This window comes from Synechococcus sp. H60.2 (genome assembly GCF_047462315.1).
GTDB lineage: Bacteria > Cyanobacteriota > Cyanobacteriia > Thermostichales > Thermostichaceae > Thermostichus.
Window position 1 is genome coordinate 1 of record NZ_JANSIZ010000041.1, and the last position, 25,438, is coordinate 25,438.

Consider the following 25,438-nt stretch of genomic DNA (forward strand, 5'->3'; position numbering starts at 1 on the left):
CTGGCGCACCATGTGGGGCACCACCAACCCCACAAAGCCGATCAACCCCCCCATGCTGACGACTGCCGCCGCCAACAAAGCCGCCACCAAGCCGATGGTCACCCGCGTCCGCACCAACGGGATCCCCAAGCTCACCGCCATCTCTTCTCCTAGGCCCAGCAGGTTCAAAGCCCGCGCCTGCGCCCAGCCCAGCCCCAGCCCGACCAGGATATACACCCCAGCCACCCGCACCTCCGGCCAGCCCCGCCCGCTCAGGCTGCCGATCAACCACGTCAGGGCCACCTGGACCCGCTCATCGGCCAGGAGCAACAAAGCAGAGCTGATCGCCCCAAAGAGGGCGCTGACAGCCACTCCCGCCAGGATCAGCCGTTCCACCGCCAGCCCGGAGCGGGTGCGCGCCAGCCCATACACCAACACCGTAGTCAGCACGCCGCCCACCCAAGCTGCCAAGGGCACCCAAGCCGTCCACTCCCCCCAGGTGAGCAGCGCTACGGCCGCCAGGCCCGCCCCCGCCGAGATGCCCAGCAGGTAGGGATCCGCCAGCCCATTGCCCAACATCCCCTGCAACAGGGCCCCCGCCATCCCCAAGGCTGCCCCTAGCAACTGGGCCAAAAGCGCCCGCGGCAGCCGCAACTGCCAGACAATGGTCTGCCGGATCGGATCCCCTTGCCCCCACAGGGCCTGCCACAGCTCCGAAAAAGTTATGGGAACGGATCCCAAGGCAATTGAGATCCAAAGCAGCAAGAGGATGACACCCAGTAGCAAAACCATCAAGCCGACCGGCGAGCGGATCCGCCTGGCCTGCCCCCAGCGGGTCTCCGGGTCAACTCCTGATGACAGACGCTCTTGCTTGGCCAACATCGTAAACCTCTGGACTTTTAAGAGGGGGAGATCCCCAAGACAAGACAGCCCCAGCCGGCTCGCCAGCGCACCCAGACCCACCCCGGCGCAGCCCCAACCTGCCGAGCTTCTTAGCCTGTTGAGACTTAGATTCAATAAAAATGTAGCTGTCAGAATAACAGGCTTTCTTGGCTATTGCAAGTTAGTTTTAATAAGTCTTCGACCCCCTTTGAGCCAAGGGGAGATGGATCGGCACTCCCAGCCGCCTAGGCCGGCTTGTTCCCCGAAACCAAAGTCTGCCTTCACTGAGCTGCCCAAGGAGAGGGGGAAGATCCCCAATAAAATGGCCGAAGCCGGCTAGCTTGGGTTGGACAGAGCCGTCTTGAAGTATTGGCGCTATGACTTCCTCCGCTGCCCCTGAGCCCACTTGGGATGCCCTGCAGGTGGATCCCGCCCTGCTCACCCCCATGATGCAGCACTACGTAGAGCTAAAGCGGCAATACCCCCACGCCATCCTGCTCTACCGCCTGGGGGATTTCTACGAGATGTTTTTCCAGGACGCGCAACTGGTGTCGCGGGAGCTGGAGCTGGTGCTCACCGGGCGAGAGGCGGGGGCCATCGGGCGGGTGCCCATGTGCGGGATCCCTTACCACGCCTTTGACCGCTATGCCGCCCAGTTGGTGGCCAAAGGCTATGCCCTAGCCGTCTGCGACCAGATGGAGCCGGCGGATCAAGCCAAAGGCTTGGTGCGGCGGGAAGTGACGCGGGTGATCACCCCCGGCACGGTCATCGAGGAGGAGCTGCTGCAGGCGCGGCAAAACAACTACCTGGCGGCCATTGTCCGCCTGCGAGGCTCCAAGCAAACCGCCTGGGGCCTGGCCTACGCCGACATTTCCACCGGCGAGTTCTGGGTCTGCCAGAGTGAGGGGCAAGAGCAGCTAGAACAGGAGCTGGCCCGGCTGCAGCCGGCGGAGATCCTGCTGCCCACCGAGGAAGGGCTGGGCCTGGGCTTGATGCGGCCTGGAGATTCCCACGCTCCCCTAGGCCTACCCGGCCAGTACGCCTATACCCTGCGCCCGGCGGAGCCCTTTGAGCTGGCGGTGGCGCGGGACAACCTACTGCAGACCTATGGCCTGCGCTCCCTGGAGGGCTTGGGCTGCGAGGGGCTGCCCCTGGCCATTCGGGCGGCGGGGGGATTGCTCCACTATCTGGAAGAAACGCAAAAGAACCTGGTGCAGCCTTCTTCCCAGGGAGGCCATCCGCTCCTGCGCCCGCCCCGCACCTACCAGCTCACCGACTACCTAATATTGGATGCCCAAACCCGCCGCAACCTGGAGCTGACCCAGACCATCCGCGAGGGGGCCTTTGTCGGATCCCTGCTCTGGGTCTTGGATCACAGCCGCACCGCCATGGGCGGGCGCACCCTGCGCCGCTGGCTGCTGCAGCCTTTGCGGGATCCAGAGCAAATCCGCCTTCGCCAGGACACCATCCAGGAGCTGTTGGAAAACCCCTCCCTGCGCACCCGCCTGGGATCCCTTCTAGACTCTCTGTACGACCTGGAGCGCTTGGCCAACCGCGTCGCCTCCGGCACCGCCAACCCGCGCGAGCTGGTGGCCCTGGGCTCCTCCCTGAGCAAACTGCCCCAACTGGCCGAGCTGGTGGCCGAAGCCCAAACTCCCCTTCTGCAGAGCCTACAGCAGGTGGATCCCGCTCTGGTTGACCTGGGCCGGCGCATTGAGCACACCCTCTTGCCCTCCCCGCCCCCTGTGCTCACCGAAGGGGGGCTGATCCGGCCTGGGGTGGATACCGAGCTGGACAGGCTGCGGCAGCAGGTGGAGCAAGACCGCCAGTGGATTGCCCAGTTGGAGAAAACCGAGCGCGAGCGCACCGGCATCCCCACCCTCAAAGTCGGCTTCAACAAGGCCTTTGGCTACTACCTCAGCATCAGCCGCGCCAAGGCGCAGCAGGTGCCCAAGGAGTACATCCGCAAGCAGACGCTCACCAACGAAGAGCGCTTCATCACCCCTGAGCTTAAAGAAAAAGAGGCTCGCATCCTCACTGCCCAGACCGAGATCAACCAGCGGGAATACGAGCTGTTTGTGCAGTTGCGCCAGGAGGCGGGATCCCAAGCTGCCGCCATCCGCCAGGTGGCCCAGACCCTGGCCGCCGTCGATGCTCTGTTTGGCCTAGCCGAGGTGGCCGTGCAGCAGGGCTACACCCGCCCGGTGATTACTGCAGATCGCCGTTTAATCATCGAAGAGGGTCGCCACCCGGTGGTGGAGAAATCTTTGCCCCAGGGCCTGTTTGTCCCCAACTCGGTGCGGCTGGGATCCCCCCACGGCCCCGATCTCATCGTCCTCACTGGCCCCAACATGTCCGGCAAGTCCACCTACTTGCGCCAGATTGGGCTAATCCAGATCCTGGCCCAGATGGGCAGCTTTGTCCCGGCGCGGCGGGCGGAGTTGGGCCTGTGCGACCGCGTGTTTACCCGCATTGGCGCCGTGGATGATCTGGCCACAGGACAGTCCACCTTCATGGTGGAGATGAACGAGACGGCCAACATTCTCAACCACGCCGGCGAGCGATCCCTGGTGCTCTTGGACGAGATTGGCCGCGGCACCGCCACCTTCGACGGCCTCTCTATTGCCTGGGCCGTGGCCGAATACCTGGCCACCCAAGTGCGCGCCCGCACCATCTTTGCCACCCACTACCACGAGCTCAACCAACTGGAGACGCTGCTGCCCAACGTGGCCAACTTCCAGGTGGTGGTCAAAGAGCTGCCGGATCGCATCATCTTTTTGCACCAGGTGCAGCCGGGGGGAGCCGACCGCTCCTACGGCATCGAGGTAGGGCGCATGGCCGGCCTGCCCCAGCCGGTCATCGAGCGGGCCAAACAGGTGCTGGCTCTGGTGGAAAAACACAGCCGCATTGGCCTGGGCCTGCGCAACCAAGGGAAAAGCCACCCTTCTTCAAACAACCCCAAAAAACAGCCCAAGCAAGCATCCCATTCCAGCGGGATCCCCGACTGCGATGCCACAGCTGGGGATCAACTGTCCTTTTTCCCCAAAGAGCTCTAGGGCTACTCTCAACCTGGATCCCGTTCTTGCAGCCCCAAGGTAGTGGCCAGCACCTCCAGCTCCTCCCGCTGCCCCTCTACCCACAGCAGGGATCCGGGGGGCGGATCGGCCTCTTGCAACCTCAGGCGGAGCTGCTGCGGGCGGTGATTGCGCCGCCAGTAGTACCAGCCTGCCCAAGGAGAGACCAACAGCAGTGTCCAGGGCCAAACTCCCCAACCCGGCTCCAGCACCTGCAGCACCAAAGCCAGACAGGCCAGCCCCGCCCCCGCCAGCCCCGTCAAAAAAACGGCCAGTCCCACGCTAGGCCGCGCCTGACCCACAAAGGTGGCGATCCCCTCTGCATCGGCAGATTGCAAGCGATAGGCGCGCCCCTCCAGGTGCTCGCGAAGGAGGGATCCCATTTCCTCCAGGCTACGGCTGCTAGAATAGAGACGGGCTTCGAGGCGGTCTTTGCCAGAGGCTCGCAGGAAAAAGAAGAGGCCAATGGCCAGCAAGACCGTCAGCAGCAGCGTCGAAATTGTCTCTCCCTGCAGGGAAAAAGAGGTTGCTACTGCCGCGCGTGCCTGGGCGAGAGAGCCAAAGTTAACGAGCGGCGCAACTGCGATCGAGGCTCTCTCTCCTGACCAGAAAGAAGGGGAGTTGGCAAGAAAGTAGCTCATGAAATGCTAGTTTGCACGCCTGCTGGCCAGTTTAGACTACCGAGAGGGGTTGGCTGCCCCCCTCCAAAGAAAAACCAAGTTGCCACCTCTATCGCCTTGTAGCCCACCTGGGCAAGAATCCAAGGACAGTGCGCTTTTCAGCAAGGTCGGTGGCAGTTTAAGAGAAGGGGACTCTACGTCGGATCTAGTGACTCTCGCCTGGGAAGGGCAACTATAATTAAGTTATGATAAGACGATTGTGCTTTGCTGACTATTGTAACTTCCCCTCCCTAGGGTAGCTTCTTTATAGAAGGGCAGAGCTCTACAACGAGGCGTGAGGAGGGCAGTGCTTATCTCACTTGAGGGATGATAGCGCAAAGCAACGCCTCAGGGAGACACTGAACCCAGAGATTTCCTCATGGTCCTGCCCTTTTGGCTGACCTGTTTGCCTGCTTCTGTCGCTATCCAACAACGCCTTACATGTCTAACTACGAACCTGAGCTCAACGATATTTTGTTCGATGGCGATCTCCTCGATCCTGCTGAGGAAGCAGAGGTAGATCTGGCCGAGAGCGAGTTTGCAGAAGAGGAGCCAGCTCGCCGCTCCACCGATCTGGTGCGCCTTTATTTGCAGGAGATCGGTCGTGTTCCCCTCCTGGGTCGCGATGAGGAGGTGGCTCTGGCCCAAAGAGTCCAAGACTACATGAAGCTCTTGGATGTGCGCCTGCGCCTGCAGAAGGAGTTGGGACGGGATCCGACCCTCGCTGAATGGGCGGCCAGAGCCAACCAGTACCCTGAGTGGGCCAACCTCACTCCCGAAAAGCTGCAGCAGATCCAGCGAATTGGCAAGCGGGCCAAGGAGCACATGATCAAAGCCAACCTGCGCCTGGTGGTGTCGGTGGCGAAAAAATACCAAAATCGCGGCCTGGAGCTGCTGGATTTGATCCAGGAGGGCACGCTGGGCCTGGAGCGAGCGGTGGAGAAGTTTGACCCCAAGAAGGGCTATCGCTTCAGCACCTATGCCTACTGGTGGATCCGGCAGGGCATTACCCGGGCTATCGCCACCCAAAGCCGTACCATCCGCCTGCCCGTTCACATCACTGAGAAACTGAACAAGATCAAGAAAGCGCAGCGCAAGCTCTCCCAAGAAAAAGGCCGCACTCCCACCATCGAAGACATTGCCTCCGAGTTGGAGATGACTCCGCCCCAAGTACGAGAGCTGTTGGTACGGGTGCCGCGCTCGGTCTCTCTGGAAACTAAGGTGGGCAAAGACAAAGACACCGAACTGGGGGATCTGCTGGAAACCGACGACATCTCCCCCGAGGAGACGATGATGCGGGAGGCCCTGCATCGCGATCTGCAGCAGTTGCTGGCGGATCTCACCAGCCGCGAGCGGGATGTGATCCGCATGCGCTTTGGCTTGGGGGACGGGCGCACCTACTCGCTGGCGGAGATTGGCCGCGCCTTGGATCTGTCGCGGGAGCGGGTACGGCAAATCGAGGCCAAAGCCCTGCAAAAGCTGCGCCAGCCGAAGCGGCGCAACCGAGTTCGGGACTACCTCGAAGCCATCAGCTAGCCGGGCCTGCCTAGGATCTGGGTAGGGATCGCCGGCTGGCAATCTTGGGCAGGCGGGCCTGGAGCTGGACTGCCAGCCACTCCACTTCCGGGATCCGCAGATACAGGACCCCTGCTGCAAACAAGCTGAGGCCTAGGCCGGCGGCTAGACTAGCCCCCAGGACGGCAGTAAGCAGCGGGGATCCCAGGATCTCCTGGGAGCGCAGTTGTGTCCACAGCCAGGAACTGAGGCCCCCGGCCAAGGTGGTGATCCCCAGCAACGGCAGCAGGGCCTGTCCCATCTCCCGCCAAGGGATCCCCGGCAGGCGCTGGTGGAGGCGGATCCCTAGCCCAATCAGAGCCATCAGGTTAACGCCTGCCGTAGCTAGGGCAATGCCCGGTGCTCCAAAGGTGGGCAAAAACAGGAAGTCCAGCAGGGCGTTGAGGCCAATGGACAAGCCACTAATACGCAGCGGCGTAGCCCCATCCTCCAGGGCGTAAAAGATGCGCACCAGCACATCCCGCAGCAAGTAAAAACTTATCCCCAGACCATAGGCCCTCAGCAGGGCCGCCACCTCCTGGGTCACCTCCGGCGTAAAGCGCCCCCGCTGGTAGGCTATCTGGACGATGGGTTCAGCCAGGGCCACCAACAGCATCGCAAGGGGCAGGGTGAGGATGGCCGTAACCATCAGCCCTTGGCGGATGCGTTGGCGCAACTCCGACCAGCGGGATCCATCCCCTGCCAACTGGGCGTAGAGGGGCATCAGGGGCACCAGCACCATGTTGGAGAGGATCCCCAGGGGAGTTTGCACTAGGAGCTGGGCGTAGCCCAAGTTGCCAATGGTGCGATCCCCAGGCACGAAGGAGGCAAAAAAGAGATCCACGTAGACATTGATGTGGATCATGCCGGAGGAGACTACTGCCGGCAGCAGCAGCAGGCCCACCGCCCGCACCGGCGGGGATCCCCAGTCAAAGCGCAGCCGCAGCCGCCCCAGCCCCAGCCGCATCTGCAGAGGCACCTGCGCCAGCCACTGGGCAATGGCGCCGATGAGCACACCCCAGGCTAGTAAAGTGGGGATCCCTGTCCACCCCAACGTGACCAGGATCCCGATGACGGCCAGGCTGGAGATGAGGGGGCTGAGGGCGGGCAAGAGGTAGTGCTCGGCTGCATTGAGTGCCCCAAAGCCAATGCCAATCCAGCCCGAGAGCAGGGCCAGCGGCGCCATGATCCGCAGTTGCTGGGCGGCGAGGACATGCACTTCGGGGCTGGCCCCTGGGGCACTCAGGTGTACCACCCAGTCGGCTCCCCACCAGAGGCCCAAGGTCACCGCCAAAAGCAAGCAGCCCACCAGGGTAGAGATGGACTCTAGCCAGCGGGCTGGATCCTCTCTTCCCGGCTGCTGCTTTTTGAGCACGCTGACGATAGCGCTGTGGAAAGGTCCGTTGATCCCGCCCAGCAAGATCAACAAAAAACCAGGCAGGACGTAGGCTATGCTAAAGGCGCTGTACTCTGGCCCTGAGCCGTAGACTGCAGCAATTAAGGCCTGCCGGACAAACCCCATGCCCTTGCTAAGCAGCGTGGCCCCTGCCACCAGTCCTGCCACTGAGAGCAAGGAACGGGGTGGAGAAGACGCGGCGGAGCCCCCTGGGATCCCTTCCCGCCTGGCAGACTCCTCCATGTCCCTAGCTCCCCACCGCCGCTTTGGCAATGGACAACTGTCGGGATGCCCCAATCGGTTCCTTCGCAGGATTCACCCACAAGCTCACAGCTGCTACCCCCTCGCTTCGGCATAGGGCAGCACTATTATCCCGAATTCTCCGAACCTCGAGAGGGAGGGCGGGGACTTTCGTTAGTCAAGATAGAGCTCAGGCCAGCAGTTGTCGCTCCTGCTCCAGTTGCTGCAACAAATGCTCATCTCCGCGGGCCTGGGCAGAGCGGATGCGCTCCTGCAGCCGGCTCAGCAGATGCTGCCGATGGGTTTCTTTGACTAGGGTCATAAAGTCCTTGCGCAGGGAGATAACCTCGCTCGCTGCCTTCACCTCCGGATTGAGGACAAGGCCTCGATACGTCAAGACAAAAGACTGCGGCAGCGCCACAGCCGCCAATTGAGCTGGCCAGCTCCACGCCAAGCCCCGGTACTGCGCTGGCACCTCCTGCCGCTGGCAGGTTGCGGAGACAGAAGGGACAAAGGGGTGGGCAATGCCCCGGTAGGTCAGTTGCATAGGAAGACTCCCCCACATGAACTGCGGCGAAATAAAGGGGCGCCCCTGCACCGGCCTCTCAGAAGCCGTTAGACAACAGCTCCTGCTTCCTGGATGCGGCTCAGGGGGTAAAACCCAACTTTATTCTGTATCAGCTTTAACAAAATAAGCCCTTAGGTGTCAACTTTAGGTCGAGGTCGCCTTCCCAGCTCTACCTCTCCCTGCCCAGAGGGTTAGAGCAGCTCGTCGATTAGCCATAGCACCTGCTGTAGGTCAGTGCTAGCCTCTTTCCCACATCTAAGGTTTATCTCCACCAACTGCTTGAGGGCGAGCAGCTTGATGTTGGCCTCGACCGCTGCCGCTGCCATGGCTTGGGCCGCTGGCAGGTAGCCACTAGCCCCCAAATCGAGAAGGGCAGCCCGCCGCAGATGAATGTTGGGGTGATCCAACGCCGACAGTAGCGGCTGGACAAAAGTGGGATCCCCTGTCAGGCGGTAACAGGCCCGTGCTGCCGCCCACTGTAGGCGCATCGAGGGGTGCTCCAGATAGGGGCGGATCTGCCCCAGGGCAGCAGCCACCTTCAGATGTCCAAGAGCCTCAATCAAAGCCTCCAAGGCGGCAGGCGCTTCTGTCTGCAAACCTTGCTCTACCCAGCGCAGCCCTTCGAGCAAAGCGGTTCCCAGCTCTCCAGCTTGCCTGGGATCCTGGTCAAGGTTATTGGCCAGGGCAATCTCCACCAGCGCCTGGGCGGCTGCCGCCACCACTTGGCCATCGGAGCAGCGCAAAGCCTCTTTCAGGGCCGGGATCCCAGCAGGGGAGGCCACCTTACCCAGGGCACGGGCGGCGTTGCGCCGCAGCGGATATCCCCCCTGCGTGGTGCGATCCGTCTCATCGGCCAAGGCTTCGATCAGGGCTGGGATCCCTTCCACAACCCGCATGCGCCCCAGCCACCACGCCGCATAGTAGCGCTCCCCCGGATCCCCGTGGCGCAGCTTGGCGATCTGGCCGGCTGGGGTGAGATCGGCGGCTGGAGGGGGATCTGGAGGAACAGCCGTGGTCATAGCATCAACAGGCCAGAGCGCCTCCAGAGGCCTCAAGCGCTGCGGACGCTGACGATCTTGGCGCCCGACTTGAGCAGCCGCTGCATCGTCGCCGAGAGCTGATCGGCAGAAACGAAGATCTGCTGGTTGGATTTGCGCACCCGGCTGGAGGTGGCCAGGGCCGAGGGCGGGTTAAGCAGCCGCGTCACCTCAATGCAGAACATGCGGTCGGACTGGCCCGTTGGCGGCCCCAAGTGTTTGGTAATGGGGCTGGGGGGCAGCAGCCCCCGCACCCCGATGCGGCGGATGGCCGGAGTAAAGCCGGTGGCCAGGGGCATCATCAAGCGCGGCCTGCGCCCCTGGGAACGGTCGTTGTTGGCGTAGCCTCCGTAGAGGGCAAAGAGGTTGGTGAAGTCGCGGGTGGTATGAGCCTTGCGGTATTCAAACCCGCGCGGATAGGGGACGATGTTGTCGCCAAACGCTTCCAGGTATTCTGGGCTATCGATATAGGAGTCGATCTCCGCGCTGTGGCCCCCCGTGTGGTAAATGTCCAGGTGTCGGGCAATATCCTTGGGGCTGGTGGGAGCCCGCCCCAGCAGGTGCTTGAAGTTGAGCTCGATGGCGCGGGTCTGGGAGTTAGGGTACAAAAACCGCCTCTTATAAGCTTCGGACTTGGCGATTAAGCGCACAAACTCCCGCACCGTCAGGCTACCTTGGCGTAGCAACGATTCTGCACTGGCCAGCTCCTTCCTGTCTGCCCCAAACAGGTGATCGTTGCCCAGCACCTGGCGATAGATGGCCCGCAGGATCGCATTGAGCTGATCCTGGCTGGCATTAGGGCGCAATTCCAAGGGAGTCGTCTCTGTAATGCCCCGGATCCCCATTCGGCTTGCCGCTGTGATTCCACTCATGCTAATTCCTCATGATGAAACTGGCTGGATTAACTTTGAAAAAAGCTTGAAAAGGCTGCTTTGGCTCACCTCTCAACTCAACAACCCTCAGCAGCACAAATATGGGGTTGAAGCAAGAGCAACAGTGGCGCTTTCCCCTCTGGGAGAGAGATCCTTAGACCCAACCGGCCAAAGGGATCCCTTTCTCGCCACCGTTGCCCCTGATAACCTTTCTTCGCCATCCCCCTCAAGCGCCGGGCTGGCCACCTTTTTGGGGGATCCCAAGCTGCAGAACCTAGCTGAGCGCGTTGATGGCGTAGTCGATGTAGGTGTTGGCTTCGGTGGCCGCTTGCCCTGTCAGGCCATGGTTGGCTTTGATGTAGCGTAGCGCTTCGATAAACCAACTGGGGGAGAGTTCAAAAGCGGCGTTGATCTCGCGGATCCCGGCCAACTGGTACTCATCCAGCGGGCCAGTGCCACCGGCTACCAAGCAGTAGGTGATGTAGCGCAGGTAGTGGCGCACGTCACGGGCGCACTTGTCTTTGCCCGCTTGGGTGTGGCATTGTCCGCCGGGCTGAGTGGTATAGGGGAACTTGGCATAGACGGCCTCGGTGGCGCCGCGCACCAGCTCTTCGGCACGGCTGCTCAGGACTCGGGCAGCTTCCATGCTGGCGGCAGCCCGCTGAAAACGGCCGTTGATGGCCTGCAACTCGCTGTTGCTCAGATAGCGCCCCTGGCTATCGGCGGTGGCAATGGCATCGACAATAGGGGTTTGCATGATTCAAAACGCTCCTTTACTTAAGCTCAACGCAAAAATCAGGGCAACCAACACTGCAAAAGAGGCTCAATTGCAAAATGACTGCAAAAAAGGTCGTTTTTTCAGGGATCCCAGGCCAACCCGAGTTGAACTCCGCGGCGGCCTTCACCAGAGGATCCGGGTGTTTCAGATGAAGCAATGGAGATTCCGGCCTATCAGACCACCGCAGCAGCAGCGCGATCGAAGTAAGACTCGATTTCGGCAATCAAAGCGCTGCAATCACCCCGGGTGATGCCGTTGGGATCGTTCACCACCGCCACCGCAGCTTTTTTCATTTTTTGAATGCCGTTGGCCACAGAGCTACCAGGGGTGCCCAGCGCCTGATAGGTTTCCCGCAAGCCGTTCAAGCAGCGCTCGTCCAGCACGCTGGGGTCAGCGGCTGCCACAGCATAGGTGATGTAGCGGAGAATGATATCCATATCCCGCATACAGGCGGCCACATTGCGGCTGGGGTAGGCAGGGCCGCCGGGAGCGTTCAAATTGGGCTCCTCGGCAAACAACTGACGGATGGCATCGGTCACGATTTTAGAAGCGTTGCTGGTGAGGCGGTTCACGGCATCCAAGCGCTTGTTCCCCTCGGCAATCACCTGCTGCAGAGCCGCAAACTCGTTTTCTCCCAAGAAAGCACCTTTGGAGTCAGCTTGCGCAACAACTTTGCCAAATACATCGTTCATGGCTTTAAATCTCCTAGCGAAAGCAAAAGAGGTTATGAATCAGCACTCCCTGCTGCGGAAGTGAGAGCTCCCGCCAGCCAGGAAGGCAGCAATGCCCCGATCCCCGATGCCGACCGGCGCTGTTGGCACAGCTCTTTGTCCCAACAGACCTGCCGACGGGATCAAAGCCCGTAGAAACAAGATGGGCAAGCTAATCCCCGACCCACCTCCAGTCAAACGGCTCCACAGGCGAAGCCGCTTGCCAACACATGCTGAGGGATCCCGCTTGTAAAGATCCTCCCCTGCTGACAACCTGAACTGGACAGATGAGGAAAAGCTGGCTCGCCTTGTTTCCAGTCTTTTTCTATCGCGAGGACGGGAAGCGATTGAATCAAAAAATGTAAAGGGGCTTTACCTGCCGCAAAAAGTCTTGGATCCTCATCCAGACCGGCAATCTCAGTCTTTTCGCTCCACCCTTCAGGGCCTTAATTTTTACAGAAAAGAACATTACTTCATACAGCTTTACGAGATACATAGTAATGTCAACCGCGATTGTGGCTTTGAGATCCAGGACAGGCCCGCTTCTGTATCCGTGCAAACCTTTTCATAAAAGATACATAATTTAACATTTACGGAACTTCCTCGGCAGAGCAGAGGTTGGGGAAAATCTGAGCAGGTTGTCGTTGACCGCCTGGGATTTTCGGTATAAGTCCCTACGGAATTCCTGGATGCGTGGTTATGTCGAACTGGTCGGAGTCCACCTCTTCCCCCGAGCTGTTGCAGATGGCGCGTTGGCTGGCGGGAGACTTCAGCAACCAAGAGCAAGCCTGGGAGAACCCACCTTTTTTTGCCTCGATCCGGGTGGCCTATCGTCCCTTGCCAACTGCTGTGCTGGGGGGGATTGGCTTCTATGTGGAACAGGCCTACAGCGGCCATTTGGAGGAGCCCTATCGTCAGGCAGTGGTGGAACTCACCCAAGTAGGGGACGGGATCGTGATTCGCAACTACCGTCCTCTGCAGCCGCAGCGGTGGCGGGGGTGTGCTCGCGAGAAAGCGGAGCAACTTAGCCAACTGAGCGCTGCCGATCTGGCCTACCTGCCGGGGTGTGATGTGCAGGTGAAGAGGCAGGGATCCCTCTTTGTCGGCGTGACAGAGCCGGGTTGCCGCTGTTGTGTGGTGCGCAACGGCCAAACCACCTATTTGCAGACCACCTTGCACCTGAGCGAGAGCGAGTTTTGCAGCCACGATCGCGGCATAGATCCGGTTACCCACCGCCAGGTGTGGGGAGCTTTGGCCGGCCCTTTTCGCTTTCGCAAGGTTGTCGATTGGCAGGTGGAGCTGCTGCAGTAGGTGGGAAGAGGATCCCTGGCCAATCTCGGCGCCGTGGGCGAAAGATGATACTTTTGGAGGAAGCAACTGCGGCCCGCCACCTGTCCGAACAGGGATCCTTTCTGCTGGCTGCTCGGCAACGCTGACGCGAATGTGCGAATGAACTATCCCCATGCAAGACGAACAAGACACGCTTCGCCAACAGCTTCTCGCCCTCCAAGATGAGGCGCTTGCCCAGGTGGCGCAGGCTGCCGATCTGGAGGCCTTGGAGCAGATCCGCATCGACTATCTGGGCAAAAAGGGGAAGCTCTCGAAGATCTTGGGGGGCATGGGGAAGCTGCCCCCGGAAGAACGGCCTGCCATTGGCGCTTTGGCCAACACCTTCAAAGAGGCCCTACAATCCAGCCTGGATGAGCGCAAACGGGCCTTGGCCGAAGCCCAGCTCCAGGCCCGCCTGGAGGCGGAGCGGCTGGATGTCACCATGCCGGGGCCGCGCCGGCCCTTGGGGCGGATCCACCCTTTGCAGGCCACCATCGACCGCATGCTCGATATCTTTGTGGGGATGGGCTACACGGTGGTTCATGGCCCGGAGATCGAGACAGAGTACTACAACTTCGAGGCCCTCAACACCCCCGCTGACCACCCGGCGCGGGACATGCAGGATACCCTCTACCTAGAAAAGGGTTATCTGATGCGCACCCAAACCTCTTCGGTCCAGGTGCGGTATATGGAGCAACACCAGCCGCCCCTGCGCATTGTGCATGCCGGGCGAGTGATGCGCCGCGATACCGTCGATGCCACCCACTCTGCCGTGTTTCACCAGATGGAAATTTTGGCGGTGGGCGAGAACCTCACCTTTTGCGACCTGAAGGGCACCCTCAAGGAGTTTGTCACTCGCCTGTTGGGCCAGCGAGAAACCCGCTTCCGGCCCAGCTATTTTCCTTTCACGGAGCCTTCTGCCGAGATGGATGTGCGTTTTGGCTCCAAGTGGCTGGAAATTTTTGGCTGTGGCATGGTGGATCCCAATGTGTTTCAGGCGGTCGGCTATGACCCGGAGCGCTACACCGGCTTTGCAGCAGGGATCGGCGTCGAGCGGGTGGCCATGCTTCTACACGGCATTCAAGATATCCGCCTGTTCTACAGCAGCGACCTGCGCTTTTTGTCGCAATTTTAGGTCAGGAAAAGGTGCGTTTGTAAACCAACTGCAGGTGCTCCAGCTCGTCTTTGCGATTGGCACGGCGCAAAAGGCGCATTTGTTCTTCGAGAACTTGGCGGGCTTCGTTGCGGCTAATCGGGTCAAAAACCAATTCTTCCAGAGCAGATGGATCGGCGTTGTGATCGGGGGGCTTGAAGTAAACCCGAAAAAACAGCCTTTGGGCATAAAGGGTGGTGAAGATGGCCTGACTTTCGTCAACCCGACACAGGCTGTAGAGCAAACCAAATGTAGGGTGATTCAGATACAGCTCATTCATGACCAATAGCGTATCACTCTTGGTGGAGAAGAGGGGCTTTCCTTCTTGTTCGCTGGCCGAGAAAGTTGCTGAAATGATTTTGCTCCGGCTCTTGAGACCAAGAGCGCAAATCATAGGTTCCACCCAGCCTGATTTTGGCTTTTGCGACTGGATTCAAGATTAACAAAGCTTTTAGACACAGGTCGGGCTGCTATCGCCGCTGCTGTTCCTGCGCCTTTTTCTTCATGTCATCCAATTCCTTATCTACCGCTAGTCGCATCTCCAGCCGACGAAATTCTTCCTCCAATTTATCCTCTTCAAACAGGCTGCCCCAGCGGTTGAACTGCGGATCCGGCTCGCCAGCCTTCTGGGCTTGGGCGGCTTTGACTTCTTGCAGCTTGGTTTTCACCTCTTGGCGGCGCTGGGCAATTTGCGGTAGCAGAGCTTCCAGTTGCTGGATTTTCTCCTCCAGAGCCTTGCCTTGGCCAAACACCCGACTCCCTTTCTCCAAAAGCTCGGCTTCCCGTCGGCGTGCCCCTTCGGCCAGATCGGGGCGATTGGCCCGCTCGGCCTTCTCGATGCGAAAGTGCCAGGTCTTGATCTCCTCGCCCAACTCGGAGAGAGCTTCGCTGAGGGCCTGCTTCTGAGCGCGGCTTTCCTGCAACAGCCGCAGAGTATCCGCTTCCTGCTGGCGCAACTGCTCATCAAGAGCCTGCAGCTCGATCTCGGGGTGGGCCCTAAGAAATTCCTCCAGGCGGGTTTCCAAAAATCGGATGATATCTTCGATGAATTTCATGGGCCGATCCTCGTTGGCCGAGCGCTCAGTTAGCTGCGTTTAGACTAGCGCAAGCCAGCCCCTTGCGGTGAGATCCCCAGATCCTGGATCCCTGTCTGCCTCAAGCCAACAAACGCCCGTCTCCAAGTCGGATAATGCGCTGGGCGGCTTGGGCCACTTCCAGGTCATGGGTAACCACGACAAGAGTAATGCCCTGGCGGTGGAGCTCGGCAAAAAGGTTGAGCACTTCCTGGCTGGTGTGGCTGTCTAGGGCGCCGGTGGGCTCATCAGCCAACAACAGTTGCGGTCGGTTGACGATGGCCCGGGCAATGGCCACCCGCTGTTGCTGGCCGCCGGAGAGCTGGGCTGGGCGCTGGTGCAGCTTGCTCCCCAAGCCCACCTGTTCTAAAGCTTGCTTGGCCCGCCGGCGCTGTTCTGGCTCCGGGATCCCGGCATAGGCCAAGGGGAGCATGACGTTTTCCAGTGCTGTCAGAACAGGCAGCAGATGAAACTGCTGGAAGACAAAGCCGATCTTTTGGTTGCGAATCCGGGCTAGCTCCCGATCCGTCAGAGTGGAAACCTCCACGCCGTCCAGCCAGTAGCGCCCTGAGCTGGGCCGATCCAAACAGCCCATGAGGTTCATCAGGGTGGACTTGCCGGAGCCAGAGGGCCCCATGATAGCACAGTGCTCCCCGGCCTCGATCACCAAGTCAATATCGTAGAGGGCCTGAAAGCTGCCTTCCGGCAGCGGATAGATCTTGTTCACCCCGACCATCCGCACCACGGGCGGGCGAGGCGAGGCCAAGGCGGCAGGGCGCTCCAGGGATCCCACGGGCCCCTGGTGACGATCTGCCCAGGGTTGTTGCTCAAGCATGGTTGACACCGCGACTGGCCCCATTCTAGCGAGCCTTTGGGCGGCACCTGCCCTGGTCCCTAGCCGGAAGAGCGGATCTCCTGCGGTTGGTGGTAGGGGCAGCTTCCTTGGGGATCCACCCGGAGACGGTAGAGGGGGGAGCGCTCCTGGTCGCAGCGAAGAACTTGGGTGTGGGCTGTCAAGATCTGGCGGGCAAAGCGGCAGTTCTGGCACCTCATGCCCCCGGCAGCGAAGACAGGGGCGGGTTTGGGGCGCGGCACGATGCCGGTGGCGGGGGCGGACTCTGCCGGGCGGATCAGCTCTCGCGGCGAAAGGCCGCGCAGCACCAGTTCAGATCCCTGCCAGCGGGCTTCCACCAGGCCGGTATCGGCCCAAGCGGCCCAACGGGGATCCTGGGCAATCTGAGGGGGCAGACGCACCTGCACACCAGCCAAGGCCCGGGGCGAGCCCTGTTCCTGCCAGATCTCTTCCACCTCCCCCTCGTAGCGCAAGGTGGGATCCCTGGGAGATTCTGACGGCTTGACTTGGGTTTGCAGGCGCCCGTCGGGTAACTCCAGCCAATGGCCGGGTTGAGGGCAGTGAACATGGTAACGGTTGCACAGCTCCGGCAGATCCGCCAGATCCTGCACCTGCTGGGGGCTGGCGTGCACCAAAACCACATGTTGGGGGCGAAAGGTGTGGACGATCTGGGTCAGATGCCCAACATCGTTGTGGCTGTGCCAGGCCAACCACTCCACCCCAATGCGGGAGCGCAGTGGCGCTGGCCATTGGTCAAAGGGGGTGGCCAACTCCACTTCCGGCAGCCGCACTAGCAAGCAGGAGCGCTGCGGTTGGGCCAGCAAGCGCGACCAGATGGGCTCCCAGGCTTCGGGCCCGGCGTCGGCATCGCACAGCAATAGGCCCTGGGGCAAGGGATCCACCTCCGTAAGGGGCTGCACCCGCGGCTGCAGGCGGTCTTCCCAGAACAAGGGCTGATAGGTGGCGAAATTGCGCACTGGCTCTGGCAGGTAGGGGAGCAAGCGTTCGTAGAGATCGCAGCCTGCGGCTAGCCCTGGCGCCACCCACACTGTCAGCTCTTGGGAAGCCTGGGTAAAGCGGTGGTGGGCTTTGAGGAGGAAAATCAACTCCTGGCCCAGCCCCAATACCGGCAGCGGAAACAGCACTGTCTGTCCTGCTGCCAAGGCGCTGATCAGGCGCTCCACCAGGCGGTTTTCCAGATGGCGACGGGGTGGATGGCGAGCGGATCCCAGCGAGGCTTCGATGAGCAGCACGTCCGGCTGCCAATGGCGCAAAGCGGCGAGATCCAAGCCGGGAGCAAAACGGGTAGAGGCCAGGGAACAGTCGCCGGTGTACACGCAGGTTTGGGCGGGGGCGGCTTGGGTGTTTTGCAACAGTGTCGTCGCCGCCCCCGGCAGGTGCCCGGCTGTGAAAAAGGTGAGCATCAGATGGGGCAAGATCTCCCGTGCCTGGCCAAAGGGCAGTGCCCGAAAGGGAGGAAAGCGAATTTCCCGGTCGTAGCCCGGCCAAACGCCCCGCTCCCACAGGCCGCTGGCCAAGTGGGCGGTCAGGGGGGTGGCATAGATAGGCACCTGCGGGTAGCGACGATAAAAGGCGGGCAGCCCCTGCAGGTGGTCAAAGTGAGCATGGCTGCAGATTACTGCATCCGGGATCCCTGGCAAGGCTTTGAGGAGAGCGGGAGCAGGCAAGCCACAATCGAGAAGCAAGCGGTGGGATCCCATCTCCAGCCAGTAGGCACACCCCTGCTGCCGGGGATCCGTACCCAGGGGGATTAGTCGAAGGGGAGATCTCTCTGACTCCACAGATGTGTTGTTTTTAACTAGAAGACCACGCTCAATCCTGCAAACCACAAGGGCGGCTCGGACGGAGATCGCCCCTCTCCCCGGTACACCTCCCGGAAAAGCAAGGGCAACCTATGCCGATCCTGCTATCCTATCCTTCTTCCAGCATAGCTGTTGCCCACTGTACGCCGGGGCAGCCGGCAATTTTCTCTATGCTCTCCATGCAACAGCGGGATGATAGGGGAATTTGGCTTTGCCATGTGCCTGGCTTGGCAGCCCTAGGAGTTGGGGAGCGCATCTGTTGTTTCTTCCGGCGCCGGGTTGTGGCTACGCAAGGCAAAGCCGGCAAAATCGTGATCGTCCGGGCGCACCGTTAGAACCATCAAGTTGTAGAAGGCCCAGACTAGGCCAAACAGCAGCTCTAGCCAGGTTGGATCCCAGTTGCCAGCAAAGCGCAGGGCTCCCACCCCCATTGCTGCTAGTGTCAGCACAATGGCCAATGCCTGCGGGCCGAGAGAGAGTTGGGACGGCTGTTCGGGATAGGGGGGCACCCCCCGCAACGCCTGCACCAACGCCTGAATGGACTGGAAAAACTGGCTACCTGTCTGTCGTTCTGACTGCCACGCAGCCCCCCACAGAGAGGGAGGAAAAGCCAACAGCCAGGTGAGCCGCCCTAGAAGGGCGTAGGGCAAAAACCAGGCAAAAAAGACCCTATCAAAGGCCGGCACCGGCATCCAGCCCGTGCAGAGAAAGAGGATCGGCACCGCCAAATAGGCCAGCTCTGCCACGCCGCCAGCAGCCCAGAGGGCCAGCCACAGGTACTGAAAGCGCTGCTGCTGCGTAGTTGGCTTGCCCCAGAAGGGATTTTCCCGCAAGGCCGAAAAAATCGCCAGCAGAGCCACGCGGCGGTTGCGCAGGGGCAACAAAACGCCGGTGACCTGGGCCTGGCGCACCAGGTGGGACTGCCAGCCGCGGCAGTGCATCTGACACCCCAACTGCACAGGGCGGCGAATGTCAATTTGCGGGATCCCCTCCAAAGCCGCCCGCCGAATGAGACAGCCGGATCCCAGCAGCGGTGCCGCCTGGTAGCCTTGGGATCCCACCGCCAAAAGCTGCTGTAGGGGGTGAACGGCCTGGGGCCGGCCCAGGGTGCGCAGCATCGCCTGCACAAAGCCGGTGGCATTGGCGATGGGAGCCCGCTCCGGTGAGTCATAAAACAGGGGCAACGTCTGCCACAAAAAATCCGGCTCGACAAAATGGCCCGGCTGCAACAGCAGCAGATATTCTCCCTGGATCTGGCCGGATCCCAGCAGGTAGGCTAGGGGATCGGTCGTGGGGGTGGGGCAAGGCCAGTACTCGCAGGGGATGGCCTGTGCCACCTTGGCCATCTCTCCGTCTTCCACCCGATCCACAATATGGACAAACAGTCGCTCCCAGGGGTAGTCCAGGCGCAGAGCCGAGAGCACCGTCTGCCGGGTCGCTTCCAGAGAATCCCGCTGGCGCATCACCAGCACATCCACCCGCGGCAGTTGAAAAAACGACCGCCGCAGCACCTCTGGCCCTGGCACCGCCTTTTGCCTCACCTGGGAATAGCGGCTGAGGATAAAGCCCACCGCCGCCAGCCAAACGTACAGCTCCGCCCCCCAAAACACAAGGGATCCCAGGCCTGTCAGCCCCTCGGTGATGCGCCAGTAAAGGTACGCCACCCCAGCGATAAGGTGGAGCAACCCCACTCCCCGAAACAAAGACATCCGCATAGCCGCAGATCTCACAGGCGCTCCACACAGTGCTGGGCATTGGGCCGGACCCAGATCTGCCCCCTTTGCCCACAGACAGGCCAGGGGATGTGACAAATTGAGCTATCTTGGGCAGTCGCCCGGCCAGAACAGGTCAAGTCGCTGCCTATTGGGCAGCCGTCTCAACCGGGTAGACACTCACCTTTTTCCGCCACTTGCCGTAGCGCTCAAAGGTGACAATGCCGGTGGCTACCGCAAACAAAGTGTCATCGCCGCCGATGCGCACGTTCACCCCTGGGTGAAACTTGGTGCCCCGCTGTCTCACCAGGATGTAGCCGGGATGCACCAGCTCGCCGCCAAAGCACTTCACCCCCAGCCGCTTGGCATTGGAGTCGCGGCCGTTGCGGGTGCTGCCGGTCCCTTTCTTGTGAGCCATAATGCCTCCTGTGCAAGTGTGTCGTCGCCGAAGATAAGTTGGGATCCTAAAGTTTAGGGCCTATTCCTCCGCCTCGGGGATCCCGGCTGCAGCAGTTGCCGTTTCAGAAGTGGATGGCGAGGCAGCCTGAGCGGCGGCCAGGGGCGTCCCGTTGAGTTCGATGGACTCGATCAGCACACGGGTGAGCATCTGCCGGTGTCCCCTTTTCTTGCGGGTCTTTTTCTTCGGCCTCATTTTGTAGACGAGGATCTTGGCGCTACGGCGGTGCTGCAGAACCCGCGCCCTGACCACGGCCTCGGCAATATAGGGACGGCCCAGGGTTACCTGTCCCTCATGGTTAATCAACAACACCTGGGACAGGGTCAAAGGGCTGTTCTCTTCTATGCCGGGCAGGCGATCGATGTCGTAAAAGCGCCCCGGCTCTACCCAAAGCTGCTTGCCACTGGTTTCCACAATCGCGTAGGTCATGCCTTTTCCTTGCCGTACAGGTGCCCCTGCGGGTCTTGAAACCTGATCCGAGCATTGACAGCGATTTTTAATGCTAGCGGAAAAACCTGCCTCCTGTCAGCTAGGGCTATTCCCTCACCCCCATCCCCTCTCCCAAAGGGAGAGGGGAGTTGGAGCATCACTCGGTTAGCTTCTCCCAGGCGGCCTGAAGGGCAGCTTGCATGCGCTGGGCGGCGCGGCTGAGGCGCTGTTGCCAGGTTGTCCATTTTTGCTGCAAAAACTCTGCCGCCTCATCCAGCAGGGAAAGGTCAAACTTGCCCCCTTTGGCCAGCTCGTCTCGCACCTGCTTGACCTTGACACGCACCACCTCCGGCGGATCCTGGGGGCCGACCAGGGCTTTGAGGCGATCCCCCATGCGCTGGATGAGCTGCTTGACTTGGCGGGATTTTTCGCTCCAAAAGTTCTTTAGGCCCTCAGTCTCCGATTTGAGGCGCTGGGGAGCATCTTCCTTGACCACCACCGCGTCCACGTCGATCGCCTCTACATCCTCAGGTAAGAGGACGGCGCGCCCTCCCCAGGGCTCAGCAATGCTGCCCCCCAGGATGTAAGCAGCAATGGATCCGGTCTCCCAGTCGAAGACAAAATCCTCAATCCAACCCACCGGCTGATCCCCAATGCGCACTGTGCGCCGGTAGAGGGAGCTGAGGGGCGTTGCCGGGGTGGCAAAGACGGCGGAGTAGGTCAGCAGCGCGTCCGGCCCGATGAGTGAGATCTGCTCCAGGGGAGTGTAGCCCTGCTGGCTGGTGAAGTAGCAGACCCGTCCCTGGGGATCGACCCAGATTTCTTCGACGGTGCCCAGGGCCGTGGCGGTGCTGCCATCCAGGGCCAGCAGGCCCACCACTTGGCTGCGTCGGACGACTTGTTCCATAGAGAAATTCTCCTGACTTGCGGGATTCAAGGGGGATGGAGGCTTGGGTTGCTTAGCCTCCGCGGTAGTAGTGTAGCTGCGCCCTAAGGCGGGCAATCTCCTGGGCCATGTCCAAGACCATCGCTGCCCCAACCCAGTTGAGGCCCAAGTCGCGATGCAGACGGATCATCTGCACCAGGCGCCGCAGTTGCTGGGGGGTGAGGTAGCTGCTTTCGGCTTCCACCAAACCCTGAGCCAGCAGCCACTCCAAGAGGTGGGGCGGGATCCCAGCTACTTCGCTGGCCTGCTCAAAGGTATAGAGCCGTTCTTCCACCCGCACAATGGCCAAGCTCATAGCCTCACCTCCTGCAAGTAGGCGCGGGGATCCCAGCTCCGATTTTGCCGCAGTTTCTCGTAGAGATCCCGCTCAGTGGGGGAGAGGGATTTGGGCGTGACAACCTTTAGCCGCACCAGCAGGTCACCTCGCTGCCCTTGGGGATCCCGCCAGCCTTGGCCGCGCAGCCGCAGGGTTTGGCCGCTATCGACGCCGGCAGGGATCTTCAGTTGCACCCGACCGGTGGGGGTGGGCACTTCCGCCGTGCCGCCCAAAACTGCCTCATCGGGCGTGATGGGCAGCTCGCAGAGCAGGTTGTCGCCGTCAAAGCGGAAGAAGGGGTGGGGAGGCAGCTCCAGGGTGAGGTAGAGATCCCCCCTCGGCCCGCCAAAGGGGCTATATTGGCCTTTGCCCTTGACGCGGATGCGACTGCCCGGTTTGGCGCCGGGAGGAATGCGGATGGTGAGGGTTTCGCCATCCACGCTCAGCCGCTTTTGGGTGCCGTGGAAGGCTTCTGCCCAGGTGAGGCCTAGCGTGGCTTCTACGTCTTGCCCTGGCAGATCCACCGAGACAAACGGCCCAAACCCGGTGGTGAAACCCTGGAAGCCGCCGCGGCGGGATCCCATGCGGCCCAGCAGCTCGTTGATAAAGTCCTCGAAGGTGGCGTACTGGGCAAATCCCTCCATGCCCGGCCCTGCTGCGGCACCGCTGCCCACCCGTTGCCAGTACTGGCCAAACTGGTCGTAGCGCCGCCGCTTGTCCGGATCCGAGAGCACCTCGTAGGCTTCGTTGATCTCCTTGAAGCGCTCCTCGGCTGCCTTGTTGCCGGGGTTAACGTCGGGGTGATACTGGCGAGCCAGCTTGCGATAGGCGCGCTTGATCTCCTCTAAAGAAGCATCTCGGCTGACGCCCAGGATCTGGTAGTAGTCCTTGAAATCGCTCGCAGCCATAAGCTCACCCCTACGAAATCAGGTTAAGGCTTTTCAGGATACTTCTCAGAATGTAAGGTGGGTATTGAAGAGACGGAGCCACGGCGGGGCAGTTGGCTCTGCCCCTGCTGTTGAGAAGCTATCTGGGCTAGGGCTTGCGCCTGGAAAAGATTCCCTTGTCGTCCCTTGTGAAAACTTGTTTAACCTTTTCCCAAGCCTTGAGCAGGGCCTGGGTGACAGGGTTGCCCTCTGCCTTGGCCTGGTTATAGGCTTCCACAAAGGTTTGCTGGGCTTCTTCTGAGAGATCGGCGCGGATTTCTGGGGAGATGGTCTCCGGCGTCAGGTTGCCTTCTGGCTCACTAGGCAAGTTCAAGTCGGCAGTGGCCACCTCTTCGCCGCCGGCACTTTGCAACAGCAAGTAGATTTCGCCGGCTTTTTCCTCCGGCACCTGCACCACCAAGAGGAACTCACCTGCTTGCACCCGGGTTTGGTAGATGGCAGCTTTCTCCTGCGGCATGCCCAGGGCAATGAGGGCGGATCCCAGCCCCGCTCCCAGCGCCCCGTAGAGAGCGCCACCGGTTGCCCCCAGCAGCGCCGCTCCCAAAGGTCCAGCGGCCACCACCGCTCCCAAAAAGGGAATAAATAGCACCCCTACGCCTGTAAGTAGCCCCAACAGGGAGCCAAACAGGGATCCATAAATGGCGCCGCTGGTCAACCCGTCGAGAACCACATCCTTGCGGGTGATAAAGCCGCTGATTTTGGCTTCCGTTTGAAAATTGCGGCCAATGATGGAGATGCGATCGTTGGGGATGCCGCGGTTGAGCAGGCGCTGGATGCACTCTTGGACTTTGGCTTCTTCTTTGAAAACGGCAGAAACGCACTTTTTGGGGGCTTGGGCGAAGGCACTCATAAAAGCTCCTGGGAAAGTTTTGGCCGAGAAGGCTGAGGGCAGCTTTTGGCAAGCTTTTCCCCTCTTTGCCCATGCCGCCCATTATCTCCCTCTGCCGCCTCAGGGGAAGTCGAGGGATCGCGAAACTCCTGGAGCGATCTCCGTACTGAGGAGGCCTGCCCAAGCGCCCCGCGCCGCTGGCCTTCACTCCCAGCCCCTCTCCCTCAGGGACAGCCCAAGCGCTCCGCGCCGCTCACGCGACCACCCCCAGCCCCTCTCCCTCAGGGAGAGGGGAGTTGGGAATCGAGGTCGCGGCTAGAGGGATCCAAGACCTTGCCTCAAGCCGCAGCAGACCCCACTCAAAAAGTCCAGATCTAGGGTCTCAAGGGTGTCGCTGAGCTTGTGGTAGTGGGGGTTGCGCAAGAAGGCGGTGTCGGTCACCATAACTGCAGGGTAGCCTGCATCCCAAAAGGGGGAGTGGTCGCTAAGGCGGGTAACCGGCAGGATCAAACCCCGCTGGCCGGCTGGCAACCAGCAACACGGGATCCCCGCCTGCTGAAAACTGTGCTGTAGCCTCAGCAGATTCCCCAGGGCGGGCCAGTTGCCAATGAGGCCGATGTAATCCCCCCGGTCAGGGTAGAGCCGCCCCAGGCCAGCGGGGTAGCGCTGGGATCCGGGCGTGGGATCCCGGTAGCCCAGCATCTCCAGAGAGAGCATTAGCCGCAGGGGTTGGCGCTGTTGTCTAAGAAAGCGGGCGTAGGCTTTGCTCCCCAGCAGGCCCCGCTCTTCTAGGTCGAAGGCCACTAGCCACAGGGGGGAAAGGGCGGGATGGGTGGCAAAATGGCGGGCCAGCTCCAGCAGCACCGCTACACCGCTGGCGTTGTCGTCGGCTCCAGGGGTGGCCGGGGCAGCGTCAAAATGAGCCCCGACCAGAATGGGCGATCGGCGGGGATGGGATCCCGGCAATTTCAAGATCCAGTTGCGGTGCTGGCAGCCCCGAGCCTCGAAGGAGAAAGATTCCACAGGGCCATAGCGGGAAAGCTCCTCTTGGATGTAGCGCTCCACCTGACGGTGGCCCAAAGGCGACCAGTCGGGATCCCGCGGCTGGGCCACTTGCTGCAGGTGATCCCGGAGGCGCTGTTGCAGATGGGGATCTTGGATCACTTTTCTTGCTCGGCAAGGGCTTGGGCATGAACCTGGCGGGCCAGCTCCAGGGTGAAGTAGCGGTGGGATCCTGCCCTTCCCGCCAGCACCTGAAACGGCAACTCCGGCTCCCCCAGGTGATCCAGCACCAAGGCTGCTCCGGAAAAGTCTTGCTCCCGAGTGTAATCGTTAACCGTCACCACGGCAGGGATGCCCGCCTGCTGGGCCGAGCGCAGCCCGTTTTCGGAGTCCTCAAAGGCCAGGCACTCCTGGGGGCGCAGCCCCATCTGTTTCAGCGTGTAGAAGTAGATGTCGGGGGCGGGCTTTTTGGCGGGGACAATATCGCCGGCAGCAATCACCTCAAACCAGCTCAGGCTCTCCGGCAGGGTGTGCTCCAGAAGGGCCGTCACGTTTTCGGGCGTGGTGGTGGTGGCGATGGCCAGGCGGATCCCGGCGGCCTTGGCCTCCTGCAAGAGGCGCTTGACTCCGGGGCGCAAGGGGATCCCTCCTTGGGCCAGCAGAGCTGTGTAGTGGCGGGTTTTGGCCTGGTGCAGCCGGGCTATTAGGGCCGTCAGGTCTTCCCCGGCAGGCAGCGGCGGCTGACAGGTCTCGACGAAGTGGCGAATGCGCTCTTTGCCGCCCGTAATAGCCAGGAGCTGGCCGTAGAGCTCCACCGACC

General features: G+C 61.2%; 25 protein-coding genes. 4 read left to right on the forward strand and 21 right to left on the reverse strand.

Annotated elements, in window-relative coordinates; genetic code table 11:
- The coding region (locus NW845_RS07925) for a FecCD family ABC transporter permease (RefSeq protein WP_414378006.1) at window positions 1-861 on the reverse strand (861 nt) is incomplete at its 3' end.
- Between the two features lie 377 nt (window positions 862-1,238).
- Here NW845_RS07925 and mutS point away from each other — a divergent pair.
- Complete coding sequence (mutS, locus tag NW845_RS07930) at window positions 1,239-3,917, forward strand: DNA mismatch repair protein MutS (RefSeq protein WP_414378007.1); 2,679 nt, start codon at window positions 1,239-1,241, stop codon at window positions 3,915-3,917.
- 8 nt (window positions 3,918-3,925) lie between these two features.
- On the opposite strand, the gene NW845_RS07935 is transcribed toward mutS, so the two are convergent.
- The gene (locus NW845_RS07935) at window positions 3,926-4,576 is read right to left on the reverse strand and encodes a cofactor assembly of complex C subunit B (RefSeq protein ID WP_414378008.1); all 651 of its coding nucleotides are present in this window, start codon (window positions 4,574-4,576) and stop codon (window positions 3,926-3,928) included.
- Window positions 4,577-5,035: 459 nt separating this feature from the next.
- Between NW845_RS07935 and sigC the strand changes: the two genes are divergently transcribed.
- Complete coding sequence (sigC, locus tag NW845_RS07940; protein WP_414363909.1) at window positions 5,036-6,130, forward strand: RNA polymerase sigma factor SigC; 1,095 nt, start codon at window positions 5,036-5,038, stop codon at window positions 6,128-6,130.
- Window positions 6,131-6,140: 10 nt separating this feature from the next.
- Here sigC and murJ read toward each other — a convergent pair whose 3' ends face one another.
- From murJ to NW845_RS07970, 6 genes are all read right to left on the reverse strand, one after another.
- A complete protein-coding gene (gene murJ / locus NW845_RS07945) occupies window positions 6,141-7,787 on the reverse strand; it encodes a murein biosynthesis integral membrane protein MurJ (RefSeq protein ID WP_414378009.1) in 1,647 nt (548 codons plus the stop codon).
- Between the two features lie 187 nt (window positions 7,788-7,974).
- A complete protein-coding gene (locus tag NW845_RS07950; protein WP_414378010.1) occupies window positions 7,975-8,331 on the reverse strand; it encodes a DUF4278 domain-containing protein in 357 nt (118 codons plus the stop codon).
- Between the two features lie 212 nt (window positions 8,332-8,543).
- On the reverse strand, window positions 8,544-9,371 hold the full coding sequence (locus NW845_RS07955) for a HEAT repeat domain-containing protein (RefSeq protein WP_414378012.1): 828 nt from the start codon (window positions 9,369-9,371) through the stop codon (window positions 8,544-8,546).
- Between the two features lie 32 nt (window positions 9,372-9,403).
- Entirely contained in the window at window positions 9,404-10,261 is an 858-nt protein-coding gene (locus NW845_RS07960) for a phycobilisome rod-core linker polypeptide (RefSeq protein ID WP_414363905.1), read from the reverse strand.
- A gap of 274 nt (window positions 10,262-10,535) precedes the next feature.
- Window positions 10,536-11,018, reverse strand: coding sequence for a phycocyanin subunit alpha (locus NW845_RS07965; protein ID WP_011430856.1), 483 nt, complete (start codon window positions 11,016-11,018; stop codon window positions 10,536-10,538).
- A 194-nt stretch (window positions 11,019-11,212) separates the two neighbouring features.
- A complete protein-coding gene (locus tag NW845_RS07970; RefSeq protein WP_414363904.1) occupies window positions 11,213-11,731 on the reverse strand; it encodes a phycocyanin subunit beta in 519 nt (172 codons plus the stop codon).
- Window positions 11,732-12,448: 717 nt separating this feature from the next.
- Here NW845_RS07970 and NW845_RS07975 point away from each other — a divergent pair.
- Together NW845_RS07975 and pheS are read left to right on the forward strand one after the other, a co-directional pair.
- The gene (locus tag NW845_RS07975) at window positions 12,449-13,060 is read left to right on the forward strand and encodes a chromophore lyase CpcT/CpeT (RefSeq protein ID WP_414363903.1); all 612 of its coding nucleotides are present in this window, start codon (window positions 12,449-12,451) and stop codon (window positions 13,058-13,060) included.
- 151 nt (window positions 13,061-13,211) lie between these two features.
- Window positions 13,212-14,213, forward strand: coding sequence for a phenylalanine--tRNA ligase subunit alpha (gene pheS / locus NW845_RS07980; protein WP_414363902.1), 1,002 nt, complete (start codon window positions 13,212-13,214; stop codon window positions 14,211-14,213).
- A 1-nt stretch (window position 14,214) separates the two neighbouring features.
- Here pheS and NW845_RS07985 read toward each other — a convergent pair whose 3' ends face one another.
- The 13 genes from NW845_RS07985 to NW845_RS08045 all read right to left on the reverse strand — a co-directional run.
- Entirely contained in the window at window positions 14,215-14,511 is a 297-nt protein-coding gene (locus NW845_RS07985; protein ID WP_414363901.1) for a PipX family protein, read from the reverse strand.
- A gap of 190 nt (window positions 14,512-14,701) precedes the next feature.
- Entirely contained in the window at window positions 14,702-15,286 is a 585-nt protein-coding gene (locus NW845_RS07990; protein ID WP_414363900.1) for a TIGR04376 family protein, read from the reverse strand.
- 100 nt (window positions 15,287-15,386) lie between these two features.
- Window positions 15,387-16,139, reverse strand: coding sequence for an ABC transporter ATP-binding protein (locus NW845_RS07995; RefSeq protein ID WP_414378027.1), 753 nt, complete (start codon window positions 16,137-16,139; stop codon window positions 15,387-15,389).
- A 59-nt stretch (window positions 16,140-16,198) separates the two neighbouring features.
- Window positions 16,199-17,959 carry an MBL fold metallo-hydrolase gene (locus NW845_RS08000; protein WP_414378013.1) on the reverse strand — a complete coding sequence of 587 codons (1,761 nt, stop codon included), beginning with the start codon at window positions 17,957-17,959 and terminating at the stop codon, window positions 16,199-16,201.
- Between the two features lie 257 nt (window positions 17,960-18,216).
- Window positions 18,217-19,689 carry a cellulose synthase gene (locus NW845_RS08005; RefSeq protein WP_414378016.1) on the reverse strand — a complete coding sequence of 491 codons (1,473 nt, stop codon included), beginning with the start codon at window positions 19,687-19,689 and terminating at the stop codon, window positions 18,217-18,219.
- Window positions 19,690-19,840: 151 nt separating this feature from the next.
- Window positions 19,841-20,110: a 50S ribosomal protein L27 gene (rpmA, locus tag NW845_RS08010; protein WP_414363896.1), complete on the reverse strand. Its 270-nt coding sequence runs from the start codon at window positions 20,108-20,110 to the stop codon at window positions 19,841-19,843.
- A gap of 60 nt (window positions 20,111-20,170) precedes the next feature.
- Window positions 20,171-20,578, reverse strand: coding sequence for a 50S ribosomal protein L21 (rplU, locus tag NW845_RS08015; protein ID WP_414363895.1), 408 nt, complete (start codon window positions 20,576-20,578; stop codon window positions 20,171-20,173).
- Between the two features lie 157 nt (window positions 20,579-20,735).
- The gene (locus tag NW845_RS08020) at window positions 20,736-21,485 is read right to left on the reverse strand and encodes a photosystem reaction center subunit H (protein WP_414378018.1); all 750 of its coding nucleotides are present in this window, start codon (window positions 21,483-21,485) and stop codon (window positions 20,736-20,738) included.
- 52 nt (window positions 21,486-21,537) lie between these two features.
- Window positions 21,538-21,819, reverse strand: a complete 282-nt coding sequence (locus NW845_RS08025; RefSeq protein ID WP_414363893.1) for a chaperone modulator CbpM — start codon at window positions 21,817-21,819, stop codon at window positions 21,538-21,540.
- Entirely contained in the window at window positions 21,816-22,748 is a 933-nt protein-coding gene (locus tag NW845_RS08030) for a DnaJ C-terminal domain-containing protein (RefSeq protein ID WP_414378019.1), read from the reverse strand. Before NW845_RS08030 ends, NW845_RS08025 begins: the two co-directional genes overlap by 4 nt.
- A 127-nt stretch (window positions 22,749-22,875) precedes the next feature.
- Window positions 22,876-23,637: a ChaB family protein gene (locus NW845_RS08035; RefSeq protein WP_414363891.1), complete on the reverse strand. Its 762-nt coding sequence runs from the start codon at window positions 23,635-23,637 to the stop codon at window positions 22,876-22,878.
- A gap of 294 nt (window positions 23,638-23,931) precedes the next feature.
- A complete protein-coding gene (locus tag NW845_RS08040) occupies window positions 23,932-24,780 on the reverse strand; it encodes a M28 family peptidase (protein ID WP_414378021.1) in 849 nt (282 codons plus the stop codon).
- Window positions 24,777-25,438 (reverse strand): HAD-IA family hydrolase (locus NW845_RS08045; protein ID WP_414378024.1); only part of this gene is annotated, 662 nt, incomplete at its 5' end. The genes NW845_RS08040 and NW845_RS08045, both read right to left, overlap by 4 nt.

Bases quoted from the DNA above. Each gene is read 5' to 3' on its own strand.
- NW845_RS07960 (WP_414363905.1), bottom strand. From the start codon at position 10,261: ATGAGTGGAATCACAGCGGCAAGCCGAATGGGGATCCGGGGCATTACA.
- rplU (WP_414363895.1), bottom strand. From the start codon at position 20,578: ATGACCTACGCGATTGTGGAAACCAGTGGCAAGCAGCTTTGGGTAGAG.
- NW845_RS07985 (WP_414363901.1), bottom strand. From the start codon at position 14,511: ATGAATGAGCTGTATCTGAATCACCCTACATTTGGTTTGCTCTACAGC.
- NW845_RS08035 (WP_414363891.1), bottom strand. From the start codon at position 23,637: ATGAGTGCCTTCGCCCAAGCCCCCAAAAAGTGCGTTTCTGCCGTTTTC.
- sigC (WP_414363909.1), top strand. From the start codon at position 5,036: ATGTCTAACTACGAACCTGAGCTCAACGATATTTTGTTCGATGGCGAT.
- NW845_RS08005 (WP_414378016.1), bottom strand. From the start codon at position 19,689: ATGTCTTTGTTTCGGGGAGTGGGGTTGCTCCACCTTATCGCTGGGGTG.
- NW845_RS07965 (WP_011430856.1), bottom strand. From the start codon at position 11,018: ATGCAAACCCCTATTGTCGATGCCATTGCCACCGCCGATAGCCAGGGG.
- NW845_RS07995 (WP_414378027.1), bottom strand. From the start codon at position 16,139: ATGCTTGAGCAACAACCCTGGGCAGATCGTCACCAGGGGCCCGTGGGA.
- murJ (WP_414378009.1), bottom strand. From the start codon at position 7,787: ATGGAGGAGTCTGCCAGGCGGGAAGGGATCCCAGGGGGCTCCGCCGCG.
- NW845_RS07990 (WP_414363900.1), bottom strand. From the start codon at position 15,286: ATGAAATTCATCGAAGATATCATCCGATTTTTGGAAACCCGCCTGGAG.
- mutS (WP_414378007.1), top strand. From the start codon at position 1,239: ATGACTTCCTCCGCTGCCCCTGAGCCCACTTGGGATGCCCTGCAGGTG.
- pheS (WP_414363902.1), top strand. From the start codon at position 13,212: ATGCAAGACGAACAAGACACGCTTCGCCAACAGCTTCTCGCCCTCCAA.
- NW845_RS07955 (WP_414378012.1), bottom strand. From the start codon at position 9,371: ATGACCACGGCTGTTCCTCCAGATCCCCCTCCAGCCGCCGATCTCACC.
- NW845_RS07970 (WP_414363904.1), bottom strand. From the start codon at position 11,731: ATGAACGATGTATTTGGCAAAGTTGTTGCGCAAGCTGACTCCAAAGGT.
- NW845_RS08020 (WP_414378018.1), bottom strand. From the start codon at position 21,485: ATGGAACAAGTCGTCCGACGCAGCCAAGTGGTGGGCCTGCTGGCCCTG.
- NW845_RS07935 (WP_414378008.1), bottom strand. From the start codon at position 4,576: ATGAGCTACTTTCTTGCCAACTCCCCTTCTTTCTGGTCAGGAGAGAGA.
- NW845_RS07975 (WP_414363903.1), top strand. From the start codon at position 12,449: ATGTCGAACTGGTCGGAGTCCACCTCTTCCCCCGAGCTGTTGCAGATG.
- NW845_RS08025 (WP_414363893.1), bottom strand. From the start codon at position 21,819: ATGAGCTTGGCCATTGTGCGGGTGGAAGAACGGCTCTATACCTTTGAG.
- NW845_RS07950 (WP_414378010.1), bottom strand. From the start codon at position 8,331: ATGCAACTGACCTACCGGGGCATTGCCCACCCCTTTGTCCCTTCTGTC.
- rpmA (WP_414363896.1), bottom strand. From the start codon at position 20,110: ATGGCTCACAAGAAAGGGACCGGCAGCACCCGCAACGGCCGCGACTCC.
- NW845_RS08030 (WP_414378019.1), bottom strand. From the start codon at position 22,748: ATGGCTGCGAGCGATTTCAAGGACTACTACCAGATCCTGGGCGTCAGC.